Origin of the sequence: Methanohalophilus sp. DAL1, assembly GCF_001683555.1 — an archaeon.
GTDB classification, from domain to species: domain Archaea; phylum Halobacteriota; class Methanosarcinia; order Methanosarcinales; family Methanosarcinaceae; genus Methanohalophilus; species Methanohalophilus euhalobius.
Genome location: NZ_MAFX01000015.1, coordinates 1 through 17,658 on the forward strand (window position 1 = coordinate 1; position 17,658 = coordinate 17,658).

The window sequence follows — 17,658 nt, forward strand, 5'->3', positions numbered from 1 at the left end:
CATACTTAAAGTTGTACAGAGAACAGAAGCAACAAAAACTTCTATCGTATATAAGGCAAATCTGAATTTTAATCGTGCTGATAATTACCTTGAAGCCCTGATAGATCAGGGACTTATCACAAAAGAATCAAATCGCTATTTAATTACAAATCTGGGGGCAGGTTATCTCCAGAAAATGAGTGATGTCAGAGAGGTGTTAGAAGCACCAACCTGTTGAAATAACTTTAGGTCAAATTTACAATTATTAAATTTATTGATCATTGCTATCGTATTGACGGTAATGCTAACTATTTTTACTGATTCCTCAATACAATTATTCATAAAAAGTAACTTTGTTTTCGGGAATTGTAATAATAAAGTTTATAATCTATGCTGTAAAATTGCAAATGGGGGTATATAATTTGAAAATAAGAATGTTGAATTCAAGAAATGAAATTAACAGACTGGGCAAAGATGAAAATTTCATCCACTTTTCGTTTAGGCCAAGTGACATAGATATTCTGGAAATACTCAAAAATTGTCCAAACCTCAAAGCAGCCCAGATTCCGCCTTCTTACATGAAATCCCTTTCGGAAAATGTGCCAAAAATACTGAAAATGCAGGGAGTGGAATTACTTAAAGGGGATTTGAAGGGTACAAAAGTTATAAGTATATGGAAATTACAGATAAATAATTTTGTTTTTATTTAATTTAGAAGTAAAATAATTGCAGTTGAGCCATTTTCAATTTCTGTATGGAATATGCAGAATTTTCTTTTTGGGAAATGTGAATAGGAGTCCTTGCTTCTTATCCATAGTTATGAAATAGTATATTACAAAAAAAGAGATGTATGGTGCTCCGATCGGGATTCGAACCCGAGTCTTCGGCTCGAAAGGCCGGAATGATTGGCCGGACTACACTATCGGAGCACAGTTGGCCGCTATCTAAAAGCGACCCTACTATACGTTACTATTATATATAGTTTTTGTCAGGTCTGATTTTGTTTTTCCTTGACAAGTCTTAATATCCATTCAGTAAGAGCTTCGCAATGTTCGGGGTGACACGCAAGCCTGCAACCTGTGCACGGAGAGAACATTCCTGCTGCAAGCATAAGTTCATAGGATTTCTCATCCGGTGTTGTCGCTTTAATAAGATAGGTGCGTGACCCGTTGGTTACAGCTGGTTCCCTGGTGATCTTTCCTTCTTTCATCATGCGGGAAATCAGACGGGAGCACTTACGACTATCAATGTTTAGATCCTTCCATAGTTCATTCTGATAAACACCGTCATGGTGCTTGCGAATTAGACTCAATGCCTCTTCTTCAATTTCCATGAATAACCCGTAATTATTGTGTTTCAGCCGGTACGATTAAGATAATGTTGTTTCCTCTCAATACTACAGAGCCCAATGAACGCTGACGCTCCTCTTCAACCATCTCAAAGGTATCCTCCAGATGGAGATTCATATAATCATCGGCACTTTTCAGAATACCATCAAGTAAACTGTGGTCGCCTTTCATTTCAACCTGAATTCTGGATCCAACAAGTTTCTGTACCTTCTTATTCGGGAACAAAATAAAATCCTCACACAAATATCATTTTTAAATATAGATTAAATCAAAATACGCGAATGTAAACTGTAGTCTCCCCTATTTATGCCTAACGATTATAATCCTGCAGGTTTAAATATATTTGCTCCCTGTTCAGATATACCCTTGAAGATGTGAACTGTCATCATCTACCGGCTTTTTAGCAGAAGTATTCTGCGCACTCTTTCTGGCAATCGGGCCAAAAGCAGCCTCATATTCTTTGATATGTTGGTCGAGCCATCTGGAGAGTTCCATTGCGGCCAGAGGGGACAGGATTACTTCTGATTCGAGGTTACGCTCGATAACCTGTTCATTGTCATTTGAAACTCCATGAGGGGTATCATTATAAAAACATATCCTGAAATCGTAAGGACTGTGTCCACCCATTGCCCCGATGGCATATACCTGATTGAAATGATCTGGTTTATGCAACTTGATTTTCATATTCTTCTTTTGAGATTGCCCTTCTTTTTTATCCTCAGCCATAACCTTATCCTCGTTTCCAGATTTCATAAACCTTATGCCTTAATATGTTTTGCATTTCATCTGCCGGCTTCCACACTCTTTTTCAAATCCTTTGCCTGTTTTGCGATATCCGGTTTTGAATGGGCACTTGCCATCATTTCAATAGCATCAAGGTTGCGGATAACGCCATCAAGGTAGCCATAAAGATCACCAACATACGCACTTATACCATACTTTTCGTTCAGCCTGGCTGCAATCTTCTCTGGATCGCGACCACCAGCGCGCATCCTGATTATCATTTCGGAAAAATTCTTTTCAGCACATCCACAATACGGGCTCTCTTTACATCCACATGTCAAAAAATCAGTAGCGAATTCGAAGAGTTGATCCCGGATCTTCTCTTCCAGCTGGGATAGGTTATCTCCTTCAAATACAATATCCAGAGCCGCTCCCTGAAATACCCGGGATGGCATATTCACGTTCAGTGCTGCTGATATCTGGGGTGCAAACTTAAAGTAAACCGCATCGAAGAATTCCAGATTGGCTGCAATCTCGATCGGGTCCTGACCTGCACGTACTGCATCCCGGATAAGGAATGCACGTGAAGCAGAGAGAAAGTGTCGGGCTGCAATACTGCCCATTCGGGTCAATTTGATACCATCGCCTTTCTGTGTCAGGAACCGGTATTTTTTCAATTTATTTACAATGGAATTAAGATCAATATCCTCCACCATTTTGCTGCATATATAGTTCAGGTCGGTTTTTGAATTTGTGACTGCAACCGAAGCCAGAACTTCCTCTTCCTGCTCTTCCTGACCATATTTCAAATTCATTTCTTCCATCCGGCCTTTGAGCAGTTTTACCGCCATCTCGTCTTCTGTCACGGCCTGTCCGCCCCCGTATGTCTTATCAGGACTTGCAAGCAAAACTACCACACCTCTGTCATGATAATCCGGTCTTCCTGCTCTTCCAAGCATCTGTAAGAATTCTTGCAGGTTTATCCAGTCAATTCCCATTGCAAGGGATTCAAATATCACCTGTGAGGCAGGGAAATCAACACCTGCTGCCAGAGCTGCTGTTGTCACTACCACAGGAAGTTTTCCTGAGGCAAACCTGTCCTCAACTTTTTTACGTTCCGGATTGGCCAGTCCCGCATGATAAGCAGATGCCTGGATTGGCAGGGCATTTGCAAGACGATGACAGTTTCTACGGGAATTTGTAAAGACGATGGTCTGGCCCTTATGACCTTTTGAAGATACCCGATTGTATTCCTCACGTATAAGACGGGTCATTATTCTCAATTTGCTTTGCTGGGGGCAAAATATAAGATGTCTCTCAATCGGGACCGGACGATGTTCATACTCCACAAGTTCAGCATCCAGATGTTTTGCAAGGGCGTGGGGACTTCCTACAGTTGCAGAAAGATAAATGAACTGTGCCCCTGGTGCTGCATATTTGAGACGTGCAATAACACCATCAAGACGGTGCCCGCGTTCTTCATCTTCCAGCATATGGACTTCATCTATGACCACTGTACCAATTTGACCCAGCATATCTGCTTTGGAAGAACGCATAATGTAGTCGATCCCCTCATAGGTTCCGACAATAAGGTCCGTATCAAGAGAACGTGACATTTTTTCCGTTTTGCGCGTTTTTATACGAGAACTTCCTATACGTATTGAAGTCTGGAGTCCAAAACCTTCATATTTTCCAGTGAACTGGCTATATTTCTGGTTTGCCAGAGCAACCAGCGGCACCAGATAAAGCATCTTGCCTCTTTTTTTCAGAATATTCTCTATACCGGCCATCTCCCCGATCAATGTTTTACCGGTAGCTGTTGCCGAGGTCACAAGAAGGTTATTTCCTTTTAGTAAACCCTTGCGTACAGCAATACTCTGTACAGGTAATAGGTTTTTAGATTTTTTTAATAATGACTTCTTGAATTGGCCGGATATTGGAAGTTTACTTATTGGATATGGGTTCTGATCTTCTTTTGAAGCTATTGTGTCGTATCTTGTAACTTCCGAATCAATTTCTTCAGGATCTAGCATGCCGATGGTGCGATCAAGGTCTTTTGTCTTGTTTAAAACATCAAATATGCGCTGTATGGCCTCATCAGAATAATGGCATTGGGAGTTACGCAGAGCCCGTTTCAGTTCTTCCTGTGCACACGTTTCACAGATGCGTTCTCTCTGATGAGAAATAGATTTCTTGTTCACAAAATTGAATTCCTTATTGAGCAGACAAAAACGACACACATCTACCATTTCACCCGTAAGGTGGAATCCGCCGAGCATTTCGATAATTTTTTTGTGGGTTTTGGCATTTCCCTGCCTGGTAATCAATATTCTCTCCGAACGTCTGAGTATCTCTATAAATTCCTCGGGTGCACGGTAATCCTGTTTCTTATCTTTCGATACCAGAAATCGTAAGGGTCGTGGTCCTGCGCTGGTACTTCGCAGAGTTAGTTCACCTACTATTGCAGGAGTTTTTTTTCGGTCTTTAATCAGCATTACTGTGACCTTTCCTTTTAAAGGATAGAGAAGAGTCCAGAGGGTCATATTCTGTCATAGACGTATTTCCCTATTATAAAGTAAGCGTCTTCTTCGTATCATACTATATATTTGATCAATATTATTCAGTATATTTTAGCGTAAAGTTTTATAAATATGCTCCATATAGTAATAGTTAGTAGTGAAGGGTATGATATGCAGAATAACAATAATGGACATCTTGAAATTCAGCAAATGACACAACCACCAAAAAGCAAGAATGTTTTGGGCAATTCAGATAAATATTCAGGGAGTGTATCTGCTGATGAATCAAAACCTATTATTATGCCTACGGGAATATCCTTACTTGATGACAGTCTCAGTGGGGGTCTTCCGTCAAGTTCATTGGTCTATTTTTCTGCAGATCCTCTATCGATGTCCGAAGTTTTCCTGTATCAGTTTTCCCAGACAAGGAAAACTTACTATTTTGCCACAGGTCGGCGCCCCAAATATATCCATCAGGACATAGTAAACTTAGGCTTTGATCCATCCAATATTATTTTTGTTGATGTTTATGGAGAATACTACTTTACGCAAACAGGAGAAATGGTCAGCAGTGTGGGCAATGAGTTTGTTGATTCAAAGATAATCGAATTCACCGAATACAATTTACAAAATATTGCTCTGGATGCGGAAGATGATGAGGTAAATGTAATATTTGATACTTTTTCCTTTTATACCAACCTTAATGTCAATACAGGCCTGATCAAACGTCTATTAAACATGCTTTATGAAACAACAAAACAGATGGTTTCACTAACTTATCTTTACAGTCTGAAAAGAAGTAGTCCAGAAGCACTTGAAAGTGATCTCTTCAATTCCGCAGATGTGATATTCAATGTATTCATTGAACGATCATCTGACAAAATAATAAACAAACTCTCAATCCCAAAGATCAGGGGGATGGTCCCTACTTCTGATGTTATTAAGTTCAATGTGGCAAACGGAGTCCATATTGATACATCAAAAGATGTTGTCTGATCTTAAAGGCATGCATGATCTTTTGCCAGCCTGCATGTACATGTCCGCTTCTCATTCATGGAAAGGAATGAGCTGATAACAAGATCAAACAGTACCTTTTCCCGGTTTTTAATAACGCTAACTACTTCATCTGCGGTCAATCTTTCATTACCCAGGCCACATGCAGGGTTGGTAACTGTACATATTGAGGCATAACAGATTTTCATTTCACGGGCAAGTATAACTTCCGGCAGGCCGGTCATACCTACAACATCCCCAAATGAAGCCATCATTTGTATCTCTGCTTTAGTTTCAAAACGCGGCCCTTCAGTACATATATATGTTCCTTCAAAGAGGTCTTCCCTGTTTTCCTGCAAAGTATTTATGAGGGATTGTCTGAGTTTCGGGCAGTAGGGTTGGTTCATGTCCACATGTACCGTCTGGTCATGATAATATGTGGATTCGCGCCCTTTTGTAAAATCAATGAAATCATCAGGGATAAAAAATGAGCCTGTAGGGTGACCTTTCATGGAACCTACAGAATTTGTGGCTATTACCTGTTTGACGCCAAGTTTTTTTACTGCACATATTATGGCATGATAGTTGATTCTGTGAGGGGGGATATGTGGGCCTGTTATCGAATGTCTGGGTATGAAGGCAAAGTTGATACCCCTGGTTTTACCTATAAAACACTCCGCATCCCCGTAGGTACTTGAAATGGTCATTTTTTCATAACCATTACTTTTGAGGAAACCTACGCCTCCAATTATAGCAAAAGAAATGTCCCTGTGCATTTTTATTTCTCTCGATTGCCTGAAAAGGATAACTTTACACCTGCAAGAGCCGAAATTATGGATAACACTATCGAGTAAATGAAATATTGTAAGCTGAAACTGCCTGCTGTAGATTCGGATGGCAGGGAACTTATTGATAATATATATTCACTGGAACCCCATAGGAGAAAACCTGCTGCAATTACAAAGAGGACAGGAGATAGTTTTCTCCAGCAAAAATGTTTTTCCATTTTTAGGTCAATTATTTTTCCTGCAATCGCAAAAAGGAAGGCTGAAACATACCACCATACGGATTTGTTTATGAAAACAGTCACAAGAGTAATCAAGCCATAATACCAGCCACCTCCTGTTGTATAGTAACCCCACAATTCCAGAGCTCCCATTATGGTTGCGATTATTATCAGCAACCCTGCGGCCATATAGGTGACAAAGGTCATCTGGCCTGCATAGAAGGCTTGTTTCATCTTTTCCCTGGCAACGGCAAACGATTCGTCCAGATCAAATCCCCGGTATAACATATAAATGCCAATGGCAGCTGAAATCCCAATAATTGCTCCTTCCGGATATCGGGCCAGAAGGAAAATGGCATAGATAAGAGCTGCAAGTCCCAGGGGGACAAAAAATGTCTGGGATATCTTGGGATCATTGAATGCATGTTTTAGAATGTAATATGTACTTTCAAGATTTGCGCTTTGTTTAACGACAATCCTTTTTACTGAATCGATTTTTATTCTTGATTGAACAATGGGTAAAAGGGTTTCGTCTTCAGCTCCATCGGAGACAAAAATGGCCTCCTGTGGAGCATAGCGGGAAAGTATATCATCAAGCTGGCGTGATATGCGCTGGTCGGAAATCACACCTACATTCCGGTCTCCTGCAAAAGAGACCAGTTCAACATCTGATCCTTTTTCTTTCAGCTCGTCATAAACATGGATTCCGCCAAACAGTGTATTGACATCTGAATCTTCCGGATCTGCAGACGCAAGCCTGACAGCAGCATCTACGTGAGCCTCTCTGCCTATAATTGGTGTTTGGACCCATGCTTTGTCCCCAAGATCATTGTCCCGGTCTATACAGATTACCAGAGTTTGCATTGAAGTTCTAGATATAAATTAATACAAAGTTATATATAGGTTATCTGAGGCGATCCTTTTCATGCAAATCCTTCAATCAGCCGACGTGCCCAGTTAAGTTTTTTCTTTTTGGTCTCATCGACATTGTCATCATCAAAATCAAAACCTACCAGAGTCATGGAAGTTGCCCCCAGTTGATGAGCCATGAAAACACACCGATCGCCGTCTGTAAAGCCTCCAAAGTTGAATAGGCCATGTGGAGGTTTTGTCTGGGATGTACCGATAATATTGGTTAAAAGAGGTACAAAAGAGAGAATTTTGTCTGTATTGTCGCCATGGGCATGCACTACCATTATGGCTCCTTTTTTGTTTGCCTCAATCTCTTTTTCAACATCTCCGTCAAGATCAGTTACAATCACGTCCGGGAGAAGGCCTTGCTCAAGCAGAACTGATGTTGCACCATCGGCAGCAATGATTGCATGGTCTGAAAGGTCTACCTGCTCAAGATCTTTTTTCAGGGTGGGCGCATTACCGCAAATTAATGTATCTTTGCCCTTGATAACATCAGTAAGACCGTTTAGGTCTGCTTTTACAGGTCCGATGAGAAGATTTGAAAGAAGCTGTGCAGCATCAGCATCAGCATTTTCGGAAAAATCGAAATCTTCTACTATTTTTTTGTATATTGGTTCCCATTTGTCATATTCCATTCAAATTCCTCAGTTAGCAGGGGATATTCCAATATGCACATCTATACCTTCCACATTCCAGTCTTTTACCAGAGTGCCTGTAGCATCCACATCAAAGCCAATTAGCTGAACCTGTGATCTGACCTCTTTTGCGATGTAGTTTTCCCTGTCCAGCACCAGGTCGACAATCCTTTCATCATCTATACGGATATGTGCAAGAATGTTCTCATCCACTTCCAGATCGAGTTCCTTTCGCATGTCCTGTATCCTGCGGATCACTTCACGGGCAAAACCTTCGGATTCAATATCTCTGGTGAGGTTTGCATCCACATAGATTCTCCCTCCGCTGAAATCTGCTACAGCAACCATTGAAGGTACTCTGTCCTCAAATTTGACCATTTCGGGGGTTAAGGTTGCAGGTTCACCATCAAGGGAAATCTTCATCTTTCCATTTTCCAGTCCTTTTTTCAATTCATTTGCATCGGCTTTCTGGATATATTGGATGACTTTGCCTGCATCCTGTTTGAAGACCGGTCCTATAGAGCTGTGATTTGGGGAAGCCTCTACTCCAAGTTCATCCCAACTGTTATTAACTTCCACAATATCTATATCCCTGGCATTTGTCTGGTCCATAAGGACAAAACGCAGGTCCATTACAGCATCATAGACCTGTCTGTTTTCAGGTTCAATGATTATGCGGCTGACCGGCCAGCGTAGTTTTCTTTTTACTTTCTGGCGGGCATTGGATGCGGCTTCAACCATGGCACGCACAACCGTCATTTTTTCTTCAAGATCGGTATCCTTAAGTGATTCATCCACTTTTGGCCAGTTACACATGTGAACAGTTAGATATGCATCGGGATCGACGTTTTTCACAACATTTTCATACATTTCTTCTGCCAGATAGGGCATAAAAGGGGCAATTACTTTGCAGAGGTTTACAAATACATCATAAAGAACCCTGTACACTGCCAGTTTGTCAGGATCATTCGCCTCGTTCCAGGTACGGGGTCGAATGAGCTGGATGTACCACCGGGAAAGATCCTCCAATACAAACTCATTGAGGGTCCTGATAGCACGATGCAGGAGGTACTGTTCCATTGACCTGTCCACTTCTTCTATAACGGATTGCATCCTGGATAATATCCAGCGGTCTTCTTTGCGCAGGTATGGCTCAACTGCTTCAAAAGAGACTTCCTGTGGATCAAATTTATCCAGGGCCATGTAGGGAAGAGGGAAACGATAGACATTCCAGAGAATATTTATTGTCCGGTGGATCGTTGCAAGTTCATCCTGGTTAAATTTCAGGTCTTCCCAGGGGGCACTTGAAGAAAGCACATAGCAACGCAGGGAATCAGCGCCGTATTTTTCGATGACTTCATGAGGCTGGACCACATTACCCAGACTCTTTGACATTTTCTTTCCTGTGCTATCCAGTGTAAACCCGTGCATCAGCACACTCTTGTAAGGGGCCTGTCCAAAAGCCACCATGCTGGCGCCAAGCTGGGAATAGAACCACCCTCTGGTCTGGTCATGTCCTTCTGTTATGAAATCTGCAGGCCACCATTCATTGAACTGGTCTTCCCGGTGAGGATAGTTCAGTGTAGCCCATGATGCCACTGCGGAATCAAACCATACATCAAAAACATCTTCAATCCTTGACATACGGCCGCCACAGTCACATGTTAATTTGATTTCGTCCACATAGGGCCTGTGGAGCTCGGTGTCTGGATCAACATCGGCAATTTCCTGCAGTTCCTTGCGGGTTCCTACGACCTTGAGAGATTCACATTCCTCACATCTCCATACAGGCAGGGGGATTCCCCAGTAGCGTTGTCTGGATATGCACCAGTCCCTGGCCCCTTCGATCCAGTCCCTGAATCTTGCAGAACCGGCCCAGTCAGGATGCCAGTCAACCTTCTTTATTTCTGCAAGCATATCTTCCTTCAGGTCACCAATCTTGATAAACCACTGTTTGGTGGCAAGATAGATGATAGGTGTCTTACATCTCCAGCAATGGCCATAACGATGTGAGATGGTATCATCGGCAAGTAGGAGGCCTTTTGCATCAAGGTCTTCCATCACAACGTTGTTGGCATCCCGGATATTCATACCTTCATATTTGCCGGCCTCTTTGGTGTAGTGGCCGTTTGAACCAACAGGGCAGAAAGCAGGAATATCATTTGCCTTTCCTACATCAAAGTCGTCCACACCATGCCCGGGTGCAATGTGGACACAACCTGTATTTTCAGCAGTTACAAAATCGGCAAGATAAACCCGATGATCGAATTTGGATTGTTCCGGTATGTTTTCCACAAGTGGATGCTTGTATTCCATGCCAGCAACACCTTCACCTGGCATTGTTTCAAGGATTTCATAATCTGTGTACCTTCCTTTTTTAAGTACACTTTCCACAAGATCGGAGGCCATTATCAATATTTCTTCCTTATCCTCTTTCACGGCCCTGACCTTTGCATATTCAAAATCAGGATTTACAGCCACAGCCATATTTGCAGGGATGGTCCAGGGTGTGGTAGTCCATATGACAATATATGTGTCATTTTCATCTTTTACTGCAAATTTGATGAAAATGGAAGGGTCGGTACGATCCTCATATTCAACTTCAGAATCTGCAATTGCTGTTTCACAGCGGGGACACCAGTTCACTACCCTTTTACCCACTTCAAGCAGATCTTTTTCGTAAGCCTGTTTGAGGGTCCACCAGGCAGCTTCTATGTATTCATCCTTGAGAGTCATGTAAGGGTCTTCCCAGTCCAGCCATGTCCCAAGGGTGCGGAACTGGTCTGTCATGGCATCCTTTTGTTTCAGGGCAAATTCCTTACATTTATCAACGAATTTTTCGACACCATAACTTTCAATGTCTTTCTTTGATTCAAAACCCAGGACTCCTTCAACTTTTACTTCTATGGGGAGGCCGTGCATGTCCCAACCGGCCCGGTCTACAATATCATGCCCATTCATGGATTTGTAACGAAGTATGGAGTCTTTGATAATTTTGTTCCAGGCGGTACCCAGATGTATATGTCCGGTAGTATATGGTGGGCCGTCCACAAAGAAAAATCGCTTTTCTCCACGGCGATGTTCTCTTACTTTCATGTAGGCATGGTTATCCTCCCAGAAATTGTGGACTTTTTCCTCGATTTTTTGTGCATTATATTGATCGGTAACTTCCTTGATCATAATAAGTAATCTCCATGAACAGCTGATATTCTGGTTATCCTAATACTACAATGGGTTTAAATAATTTAGCTTTAAATAATTCGTGAATCTTTTATGCTGAATGCCAAAATGGTTGCTGGAATCCAACTTTTAAGAAACATAATATACATTTTTCAATGCAGATTTGAATCTTCGTTTAATATTCTTAACATTTCAATTATGGAATATGCTGCACGAGTGACTCCCATACTGCGGCTATCGGTATCTGTACCCGCCACATAAAGATTCCTTACGGGTGTTCTTATCCCTGCAAAATGGCCATTTATGGTAACTGCAGCTTTTTCAGGAATGGTTACCTGGTCATGTTGCATTTCCACATGATCCTGGATATCAGGAACAACTTTGTATATTGTCTCATGGGCTTTTTTTATTTCTTTCTTTTCAGGAGATGAGTCATCTATTGCAAAAGCAAAACCTACAAGCTGTTTCCCCGGCGGGGCAAGGGTTGGATCATAGTTACTTATTGGCATTGCCCAATAGGCATTATCCTTAAACCAGATTTCAGAACCCCGGTAGTTGAATTCCTTCCTGGTCTCATCAAGACCCAGCCATACAGTCAGGCTCTTACTATTAACAATTCCGTCCAACTCCTCGATATAATTGTGGGGTAAATCTTGCACTAATTCGGGTAAATGCTTTACAAAACCGGTGTGTATGACTATGTCTGCAAGATAGATTTCATCGCTTTCCACTCCTGTAACCTGATTGTTTTCAACAAGTATCTTTTTAGCCTTACTCTCAGTCTTTATATCAACTGAGTCGGGTAAAGAATACAGTATTGCATTGAGCAGTGCTTTGAGACCTTTTCTTGGATATCCCTGCGAATCGTTTGCCCTGTTTGTTGCAAGTCTTCCAAGGGATGAAAACTGGCTTGATACACTGTTAAACCGAAGTTGTAATTGATTATGGTAATTTGCAGGGATGATGGATTGGAGAATAGACTCAACCGGTGGTCTGTCAGGCTTTGATACAATACTGGCAAATTGTGCCTGTGTAATACTGTCCCTGACAAAACTGCTCCCTGTTAATATTCTGTGTACCGAGGTTTCCTTCATTGACTTGCCGGAGAGAAAATGGGAGATAGCATCAACAAAATTGTATGAATCGGTGGATAGTGTCTTTGGCAGTGCATCATATACAGATTTTTTTGAAAGGTCTACCCCGAAGGTAGAAAGTGTCAATTCTTTGGTGAAGGTCTGTGCGATAAGTAATCTGTCTTTGCGGGGCAGTGCATCGAATACGGCAAATTCCTTGAGATTAGAAGGTACTTTTAGAAAATTGCGTTCAGTTCTGACAAAATAATTTCCGTAATCTTCGAAAACAGGAAGATAGTCAAAGTAATTTTCCATCAATCTTTTCAAGGGGCCTGTTTCCAGGTGGGTTATAGCATGAGGGCCTGTGTCGACCTGGAAGCCATCAACATCGTAACTGTTACAGTTTCCCCCAACCTGGCGATTTTTTTCAAGTACCAGTACTTTCTTTCCGTGTTTTGAAAGTGTCAGTGCGGCTAGCAGGCCAGTTGCTCCTGCACCAATTACAATGGCATCATATTTATTCATAATACTCTCCTTTAACGACCCTGAATATTCAGATTATTCTGTAGATTATATGTGTAATAGATAATCAAGATTGTCAGATGTATTTTTCACTAATATATGACAATGGGTTTAAATAATTTAGGCAAAGTGAACAAATCGGTTTAGGCATAAAGGTTTAAATCCTTATGGCAGCTTTTATTCTAATACAATCAGATTATCCGTCCGGGTGATATGTTGAAGGTTAAATCAAGGGTACAATTGAGGAAATCCGACAGGAAGAAACTTTTTGAAAGAATGGAGGAGAAGTTTGGCAAGATTAGCCGTCTTGAAGATAGTAAAATAGAAAGTGCCCGGGCAGATGACATGGAAGTCCTCATTGTAGAGGGTAAAATCTTATTCTTCAAATATGAGGAAGACTGGCACCCTACAGTTAGGGGTGTGCTTGAATATGGTATAAATGAATACGTGGTAGTTGTGGACCAGGGTGCAGTTAAATTTGTAATTAATGGCGCGGATATAATGAGTCCGGGTATTGTTTCGGCAGATCCTGTTATCAAAGAAGGGGATATTGTCGTTATAAAAGAGGAAACTCATAAAAAACCACTGGCTATCGGAAAGGCCCTTGTGCCTGGACCTCAGATGGTTGCGGATTCAGGCAAAGCAGTAGAATCCCTGCATTATGTGGGTGATGAATTCTGGAATCTGGAACTTTAAGACAAAGATATCTTTAAAATATAATGAACGTTATAAGGACATTAGATCTTTAATTCAAAATAAAAGGTGTGGATTATGGCATTCATGGACAAATTGTTCGGAAGTGGAACTAAAGCTACGTCTTCTGCAGAGGAGTACACTGAACTTGATCTTGGTAAGTATGAAGAGGTAATGGATGAAGAACCTGCTGAAACTTACGTAAGGGTTGCTGAACTTACCAATCTTAATGAATTACCGTCCCTTAAAAAGGAAATATATGACGGTAATATCCTTATGATTGATATTTCCAATATAAAGGCTGATAAATTGATGTTGGATCGTGCTTTGAAAGATCTCAAGGAAGTTATAATTGATGTCCACGGTGATATTGCGGGGATTAAAGAAGATCAGGTATTGGTAACACCAACCGGCGTAAAAATAGACAGGTCCAAGGTAATTGGTGGGAGATATTGAACCCAGAAAGCGAAAGGAAAGAGGGATTTGATACCCAAACCACCTGTCCTCTTTGCCACAATGAAATGATCATGCACTGGCAGAGTGACGATATACCTTTTTTTGGTGAAGTTATGTATGTAACGAGTCGTTGTGGCTGTGGTTTTCGTTTTACAGACACTATGATCCTGGCTCAGAAAGAGCCGATACGTTGTGAATTGAAAATAGAAAAGGAAGAAGACCTTAACTGCAGGGTTATCCGGTCAATATCTGGAACTGTAAGGATTCCTGAACTTGGTATTGTTATCGAACCAGGTAATGTTTCTGATTCCTATGTAACAAATATTGAAGGATTGCTCTACAGAGTCAGGGATGTAGTGAAAACTGCAATAAAATGGTCGCAAGATGATCCGGAAAAAGAGGCTGCAGGGAAAAATATTCTGAAAAGGTTAAATGATACACTTTCCAGCAAGGCTAATCTTACCGTCATAATGGAAGATCCACTGGGTAACAGCACTATTATATCTGAGAGGGCATCATGCAGCAATCTTACTCCGGAGGAGGCATCAGCACTTAAAACAGGGATGGTAATTCTGGATGCTGATTCCGCTAATCTCAAGGTTGACTCTTCTGAAAATATCCAACCTCTTGGAAATGACTAAAAATAATGGGTTTATTTATCTTCGCAGGATTTTAAAAACAATTTCTGGTGACTTTATGGGCGAACAGGAAAAAGAAGCATCATTGCCATCAAAAGACAATTTCAGTGAATGGTATAATGAATTACTCCAAATTGCAAAGATAATGGATGTACGTTACCCTGTAAAGGGTCTCTATGTATGGCATCCCTTCGGTTTTACTATCAGAAAAAAAACATATTCTATTATGAGGGAACTTCTTGACAGGGACCATGAAGAAACAATGTTTCCTCTGCTTGTCCCTGAATCCGAGTTTATGAAAGAGGCACAGCACATAAAGGGATTTGAGGATGAGGTCTACTGGGTGACCCATGGGGGGACATCTCCTCTTGAAGTAAAGCTTGCATTGCGTCCCACAAGTGAAACAGCCATATATCCGATGTATAAGCTCTGGGTGCGCTCTCATGCAGACCTCCCCTTGCGCCTGTATCAGATTGTCAACACATTCCGTTATGAGACAAAACACACGCGTCCCCTTATCCGCCTCAGGGAGATCACTTCTTTCAAGGAAGCGCATACGGTTCATGCTACATGGGATGAAGCAGCCGGCCAGGTAGATGAGGCAATAAGGATATATACTGAATTCTACCACAGGCTTGCGATACCGATACTGTCTTCCAGAAGACCCGACTGGGATAAGTTTCCGGGTGCGGATTATACGATTGCTGTTGATTCACTGATGCCTGACGGGAGAACGCTTCAGGTGGGTACTGCCCATCATTTGGGCGATAATTTTGCAAAGACTTTTGAAATAACCTATGAAGATTCTGAAGGGGAGCAGGTATATGCTCACCAGGCCTGTTATGGTGTTTCTGAACGCTGTCTTGCAGCACTAATTTCTACTCATGGTGATGACAAGGGACTTGTACTTCCACCTGAGGTCGCCCCTGTGCAGGTTGTTATTATTCCCATCATATTCAAAAATCCCGAAGAAGTTCTTGCAGCCTGTGAAAAGGTCTCAGAAGAGCTCAAGGATGCCGGTATTAAGGTCAAGACTGATGATAGCGATAAGCGCCCGGGTGCCAAATACTACAAATGGGAGATGCAGGGTGTACCGATCAGGCTGGAAATTGGTCCCCGTGACCTGAAAAATAAGGCAGCAATGATGGCAAGAAGGGACACCGGTGAAAAAGAACAGATTCCACTTGAAGATATAGCTTCAACCATAAAGGACACCTTCGCAGATATACATGAAAACCTGTATTCACAGGCTGAGGCCCAATTACGGGAACATATTTTCCTTTGTGAAGGTCTGGAAGGGATCAAAGATAAACTGGTTCATGGAATTGTTCAGACTTACTGGTGTGGAAAGAAAGATTGCGGTAAAGAGATGGAAGATGTCATTGGAGCCGGAATACTTGGAATACCGAATGAACAACCTGGCTGTAAGGGTAAAAAATGCCCTCTGTGTGGTGAAGAGGCAGTCAATTCCATTTATATTTCAAGAACCTATTGAATTTAATAAAATAAAACAGTGGTTATCATGGATTCATTCCTACCTGGACATAAAGATGTACCTGAAAAGCCTCTTTTCGTATGCGTGCTTTCCAACACCGAAACTGCATATATAGAGGGTCTTTCAGCCGCAGGAAAGAGTGCCAAACTGACAGATTATACTCCTGCAGGAGATGCTGAAGTGCTGGAAACGGGAAATATCATAAGTGTTCCCGTACTGCCTATGACTCCTCCTTTTAACACTCCTACGCCAGGGATTACTACCCGGGCCGTTCTGGTTACTACGGGAGTGCCTCATGTGTTTGTGCGTGCGGGTATGAAACTCACTCCTAAAGTACCTATGATAGACCTTGAAGTCCCTGCAGGGGCGGATATACGTAATAAAATCGCAGTAGAAGATCCGCACACCGTTTTCAAACGTGCAGAAGAAACAGGTAAAAACCTTAAAGATAAATCAGATTTTATAGTTATCGGAGAGAGTATTCCGGGCGGAACGACAACTGCTCAGGCGGTTCTAAACGCTCTGGGATATGATGGAAAAGTGAGCAGTAGTGCTTCAGCAAATCCTATAGGACTGAAAGCACAGGTTGTAAAGCAAGCTCTTGAATCTTCAGATATCACTCACGGAAAACTCAGGCAGGATCCTCTTGAAGCTGTACGTTGTGTGGGTGATCCCATGATGCCTGCAGTTGCCGGACTTGTTTCCGGTATAGGTAATGGTACACGTGTAATTCTTGCAGGTGGAACACAGATGGCTGCCGTATTCAGCATTATAAAACATATGGGAATGGATACGAGTAATCTTTCCATTGTTACTACTAGCTATGTGGCAAATGATGAAACTGCAAATTTCCGTGATTTGGCAAAACAAATTGGAGTAGAAATGTTTGCTGAAGATCTCGGATTTGGCAAATCAAAATTTTTGGGCCTCCAGCAATATGAGAAGGGCTATGTGAAAGAAGGAGTCGGTGCAGGAGGGGCTTTTTATATAGGACGTTTGTTGGGACACTCCCGTCAGGAAATGACGGCACAGGTGGAGAAGATTTGCATTGAGCTGGCAGATCTGCTGGAAGATTATGAGTAAATTCATTACATATTTGCCGGGTTATCCGCCTCTGCACCGGTAAATATATTATATATGAGGTGTATTGGGTGGATGCTTACACGTTTCATGCAACGTGTTTTGCGGGGCTGTGGCCTAGCCAGGAATGGCGACGGGCTCCAGCGGATAAATGATGAACAACGGGTCTACTGAGGCTTGCCCGACGGGGTTTGCCAGTGAGGAACCGTTGGAGCACTGATATGTGTTCATAAGAACAGTCAAAGCTGCTAAGTGCAGTTGTTCGGAGAGACCCGTCGATCGTGAGTTCGAATCTCACCAGCCCCACGTTTTCCTTTTCTTTTGTAACACAAACCTTTAAATCATATTGCCGTCGTATTAGCGGCGTGTTTCATCTACGGGAAAAAATCCCGTTGGAGTGTG

17 protein-coding genes and 2 tRNA genes are annotated in these 17,658 nt (G+C 41.9%); 9 read left to right on the top strand and 10 right to left on the bottom strand.

The window, feature by feature from the left end:
* Position 1: 1 nt before the first annotated feature.
* Both A9957_RS04080 and A9957_RS04085 read left to right on the top strand, forming a co-directional pair.
* Positions 2–217 carry a winged helix-turn-helix domain-containing protein gene (locus A9957_RS04080; protein WP_292343286.1) on the top strand — a complete coding sequence of 72 codons (216 nt, stop codon included), beginning with the start codon at positions 2–4 and terminating at the stop codon, positions 215–217.
* 184 nt (positions 218–401) lie between these two features.
* Positions 402–689, top strand: a complete 288-nt coding sequence (locus tag A9957_RS04085) for a DUF1699 family protein (protein WP_292343288.1) — start codon at positions 402–404, stop codon at positions 687–689.
* A 141-nt stretch (positions 690–830) separates the two neighbouring features.
* On the opposite strand, the gene A9957_RS04090 is transcribed toward A9957_RS04085, so the two are convergent.
* From A9957_RS04090 to A9957_RS04110, 5 genes are all read right to left on the bottom strand, one after another.
* A tRNA-Glu gene (locus tag A9957_RS04090) sits at positions 831–908 on the bottom strand.
* Positions 909–967: 59 nt separating this feature from the next.
* Positions 968–1,312: a MarR family transcriptional regulator gene (locus A9957_RS04095; RefSeq protein ID WP_096711349.1), complete on the bottom strand. Its 345-nt coding sequence runs from the start codon at positions 1,310–1,312 to the stop codon at positions 968–970.
* 13 nt (positions 1,313–1,325) lie between these two features.
* Complete coding sequence (locus A9957_RS04100; RefSeq protein ID WP_072358175.1) at positions 1,326–1,553, bottom strand: LSM domain-containing protein; 228 nt, start codon at positions 1,551–1,553, stop codon at positions 1,326–1,328.
* Positions 1,554–1,682: 129 nt separating this feature from the next.
* On the bottom strand, positions 1,683–2,054 hold the full coding sequence (locus A9957_RS04105) for a DUF3467 domain-containing protein (protein ID WP_128754115.1): 372 nt from the start codon (positions 2,052–2,054) through the stop codon (positions 1,683–1,685).
* Between the two features lie 56 nt (positions 2,055–2,110).
* Complete coding sequence (locus A9957_RS04110; RefSeq protein ID WP_096711348.1) at positions 2,111–4,594, bottom strand: DUF5814 domain-containing protein; 2,484 nt, start codon at positions 4,592–4,594, stop codon at positions 2,111–2,113.
* A 147-nt stretch (positions 4,595–4,741) separates the two neighbouring features.
* Here A9957_RS04110 and A9957_RS04115 point away from each other — a divergent pair, with 147 nt between their 5' ends.
* On the top strand, positions 4,742–5,566 hold the full coding sequence (locus tag A9957_RS04115) for a recombinase RecA (RefSeq protein ID WP_096711347.1): 825 nt from the start codon (positions 4,742–4,744) through the stop codon (positions 5,564–5,566).
* A 2-nt stretch (positions 5,567–5,568) separates the two neighbouring features.
* Here the strand turns inward: A9957_RS04115 and A9957_RS04120 are convergent, their stop codons facing one another.
* The 5 genes from A9957_RS04120 to A9957_RS04140 all read right to left on the bottom strand — a co-directional run bounded on the left by A9957_RS04120 (position 5,569) and on the right by A9957_RS04140 (position 12,897).
* Positions 5,569–6,339 carry an MTAP family purine nucleoside phosphorylase gene (locus tag A9957_RS04120; protein ID WP_096711346.1) on the bottom strand — a complete coding sequence of 257 codons (771 nt, stop codon included), beginning with the start codon at positions 6,337–6,339 and terminating at the stop codon, positions 5,569–5,571.
* 2 nt (positions 6,340–6,341) lie between these two features.
* Positions 6,342–7,433: a DUF373 family protein gene (locus A9957_RS04125; RefSeq protein ID WP_105460037.1), complete on the bottom strand. Its 1,092-nt coding sequence runs from the start codon at positions 7,431–7,433 to the stop codon at positions 6,342–6,344.
* Positions 7,434–7,492: 59 nt separating this feature from the next.
* Positions 7,493–8,119 (bottom strand): 6-hydroxymethylpterin diphosphokinase MptE-like protein, encoded by a 627-nt coding sequence (locus A9957_RS04130; protein ID WP_096711344.1) that lies wholly within the window; start codon positions 8,117–8,119, stop codon positions 7,493–7,495.
* Positions 8,120–8,128: 9 nt separating this feature from the next.
* The gene (gene ileS / locus A9957_RS04135) at positions 8,129–11,299 is read right to left on the bottom strand and encodes an isoleucine--tRNA ligase (protein WP_105460038.1); all 3,171 of its coding nucleotides are present in this window, start codon (positions 11,297–11,299) and stop codon (positions 8,129–8,131) included.
* A 152-nt stretch (positions 11,300–11,451) separates the two neighbouring features.
* Positions 11,452–12,897, bottom strand: a complete 1,446-nt coding sequence (locus A9957_RS04140) for an NAD(P)/FAD-dependent oxidoreductase (RefSeq protein ID WP_292343290.1) — start codon at positions 12,895–12,897, stop codon at positions 11,452–11,454.
* A gap of 210 nt (positions 12,898–13,107) precedes the next feature.
* On the opposite strand from A9957_RS04140, the gene A9957_RS04145 reads away from it, so the two are divergent.
* The 6 genes from A9957_RS04145 to A9957_RS04170 all read left to right on the top strand — a co-directional run bounded on the left by A9957_RS04145 (position 13,108) and on the right by A9957_RS04170 (position 17,562).
* Positions 13,108–13,590 carry an RNA-binding protein gene (locus A9957_RS04145; protein ID WP_258082527.1) on the top strand — a complete coding sequence of 161 codons (483 nt, stop codon included), beginning with the start codon at positions 13,108–13,110 and terminating at the stop codon, positions 13,588–13,590.
* Between the two features lie 72 nt (positions 13,591–13,662).
* Positions 13,663–14,043, top strand: a complete 381-nt coding sequence (gene sepF, locus A9957_RS04150; RefSeq protein WP_181079151.1) for a cell division protein SepF — start codon at positions 13,663–13,665, stop codon at positions 14,041–14,043.
* Positions 14,040–14,684 carry a ZPR1 zinc finger domain-containing protein gene (locus A9957_RS04155; protein WP_096711339.1) on the top strand — a complete coding sequence of 215 codons (645 nt, stop codon included), beginning with the start codon at positions 14,040–14,042 and terminating at the stop codon, positions 14,682–14,684. Before sepF ends, A9957_RS04155 begins: the two co-directional genes overlap by 4 nt.
* 55 nt (positions 14,685–14,739) lie before the next feature.
* Positions 14,740–16,176: a proline--tRNA ligase gene (gene proS / locus A9957_RS04160; RefSeq protein WP_096711338.1), complete on the top strand. Its 1,437-nt coding sequence runs from the start codon at positions 14,740–14,742 to the stop codon at positions 16,174–16,176.
* 27 nt (positions 16,177–16,203) lie between these two features.
* Positions 16,204–17,259, top strand: a complete 1,056-nt coding sequence (cobT, locus tag A9957_RS04165; protein WP_096711337.1) for a nicotinate mononucleotide-dependent phosphoribosyltransferase CobT — start codon at positions 16,204–16,206, stop codon at positions 17,257–17,259.
* A gap of 103 nt (positions 17,260–17,362) precedes the next feature.
* Positions 17,363–17,562, top strand: a tRNA-Trp gene (locus A9957_RS04170).
* Positions 17,563–17,658: the final 96 nt, after the last annotated feature.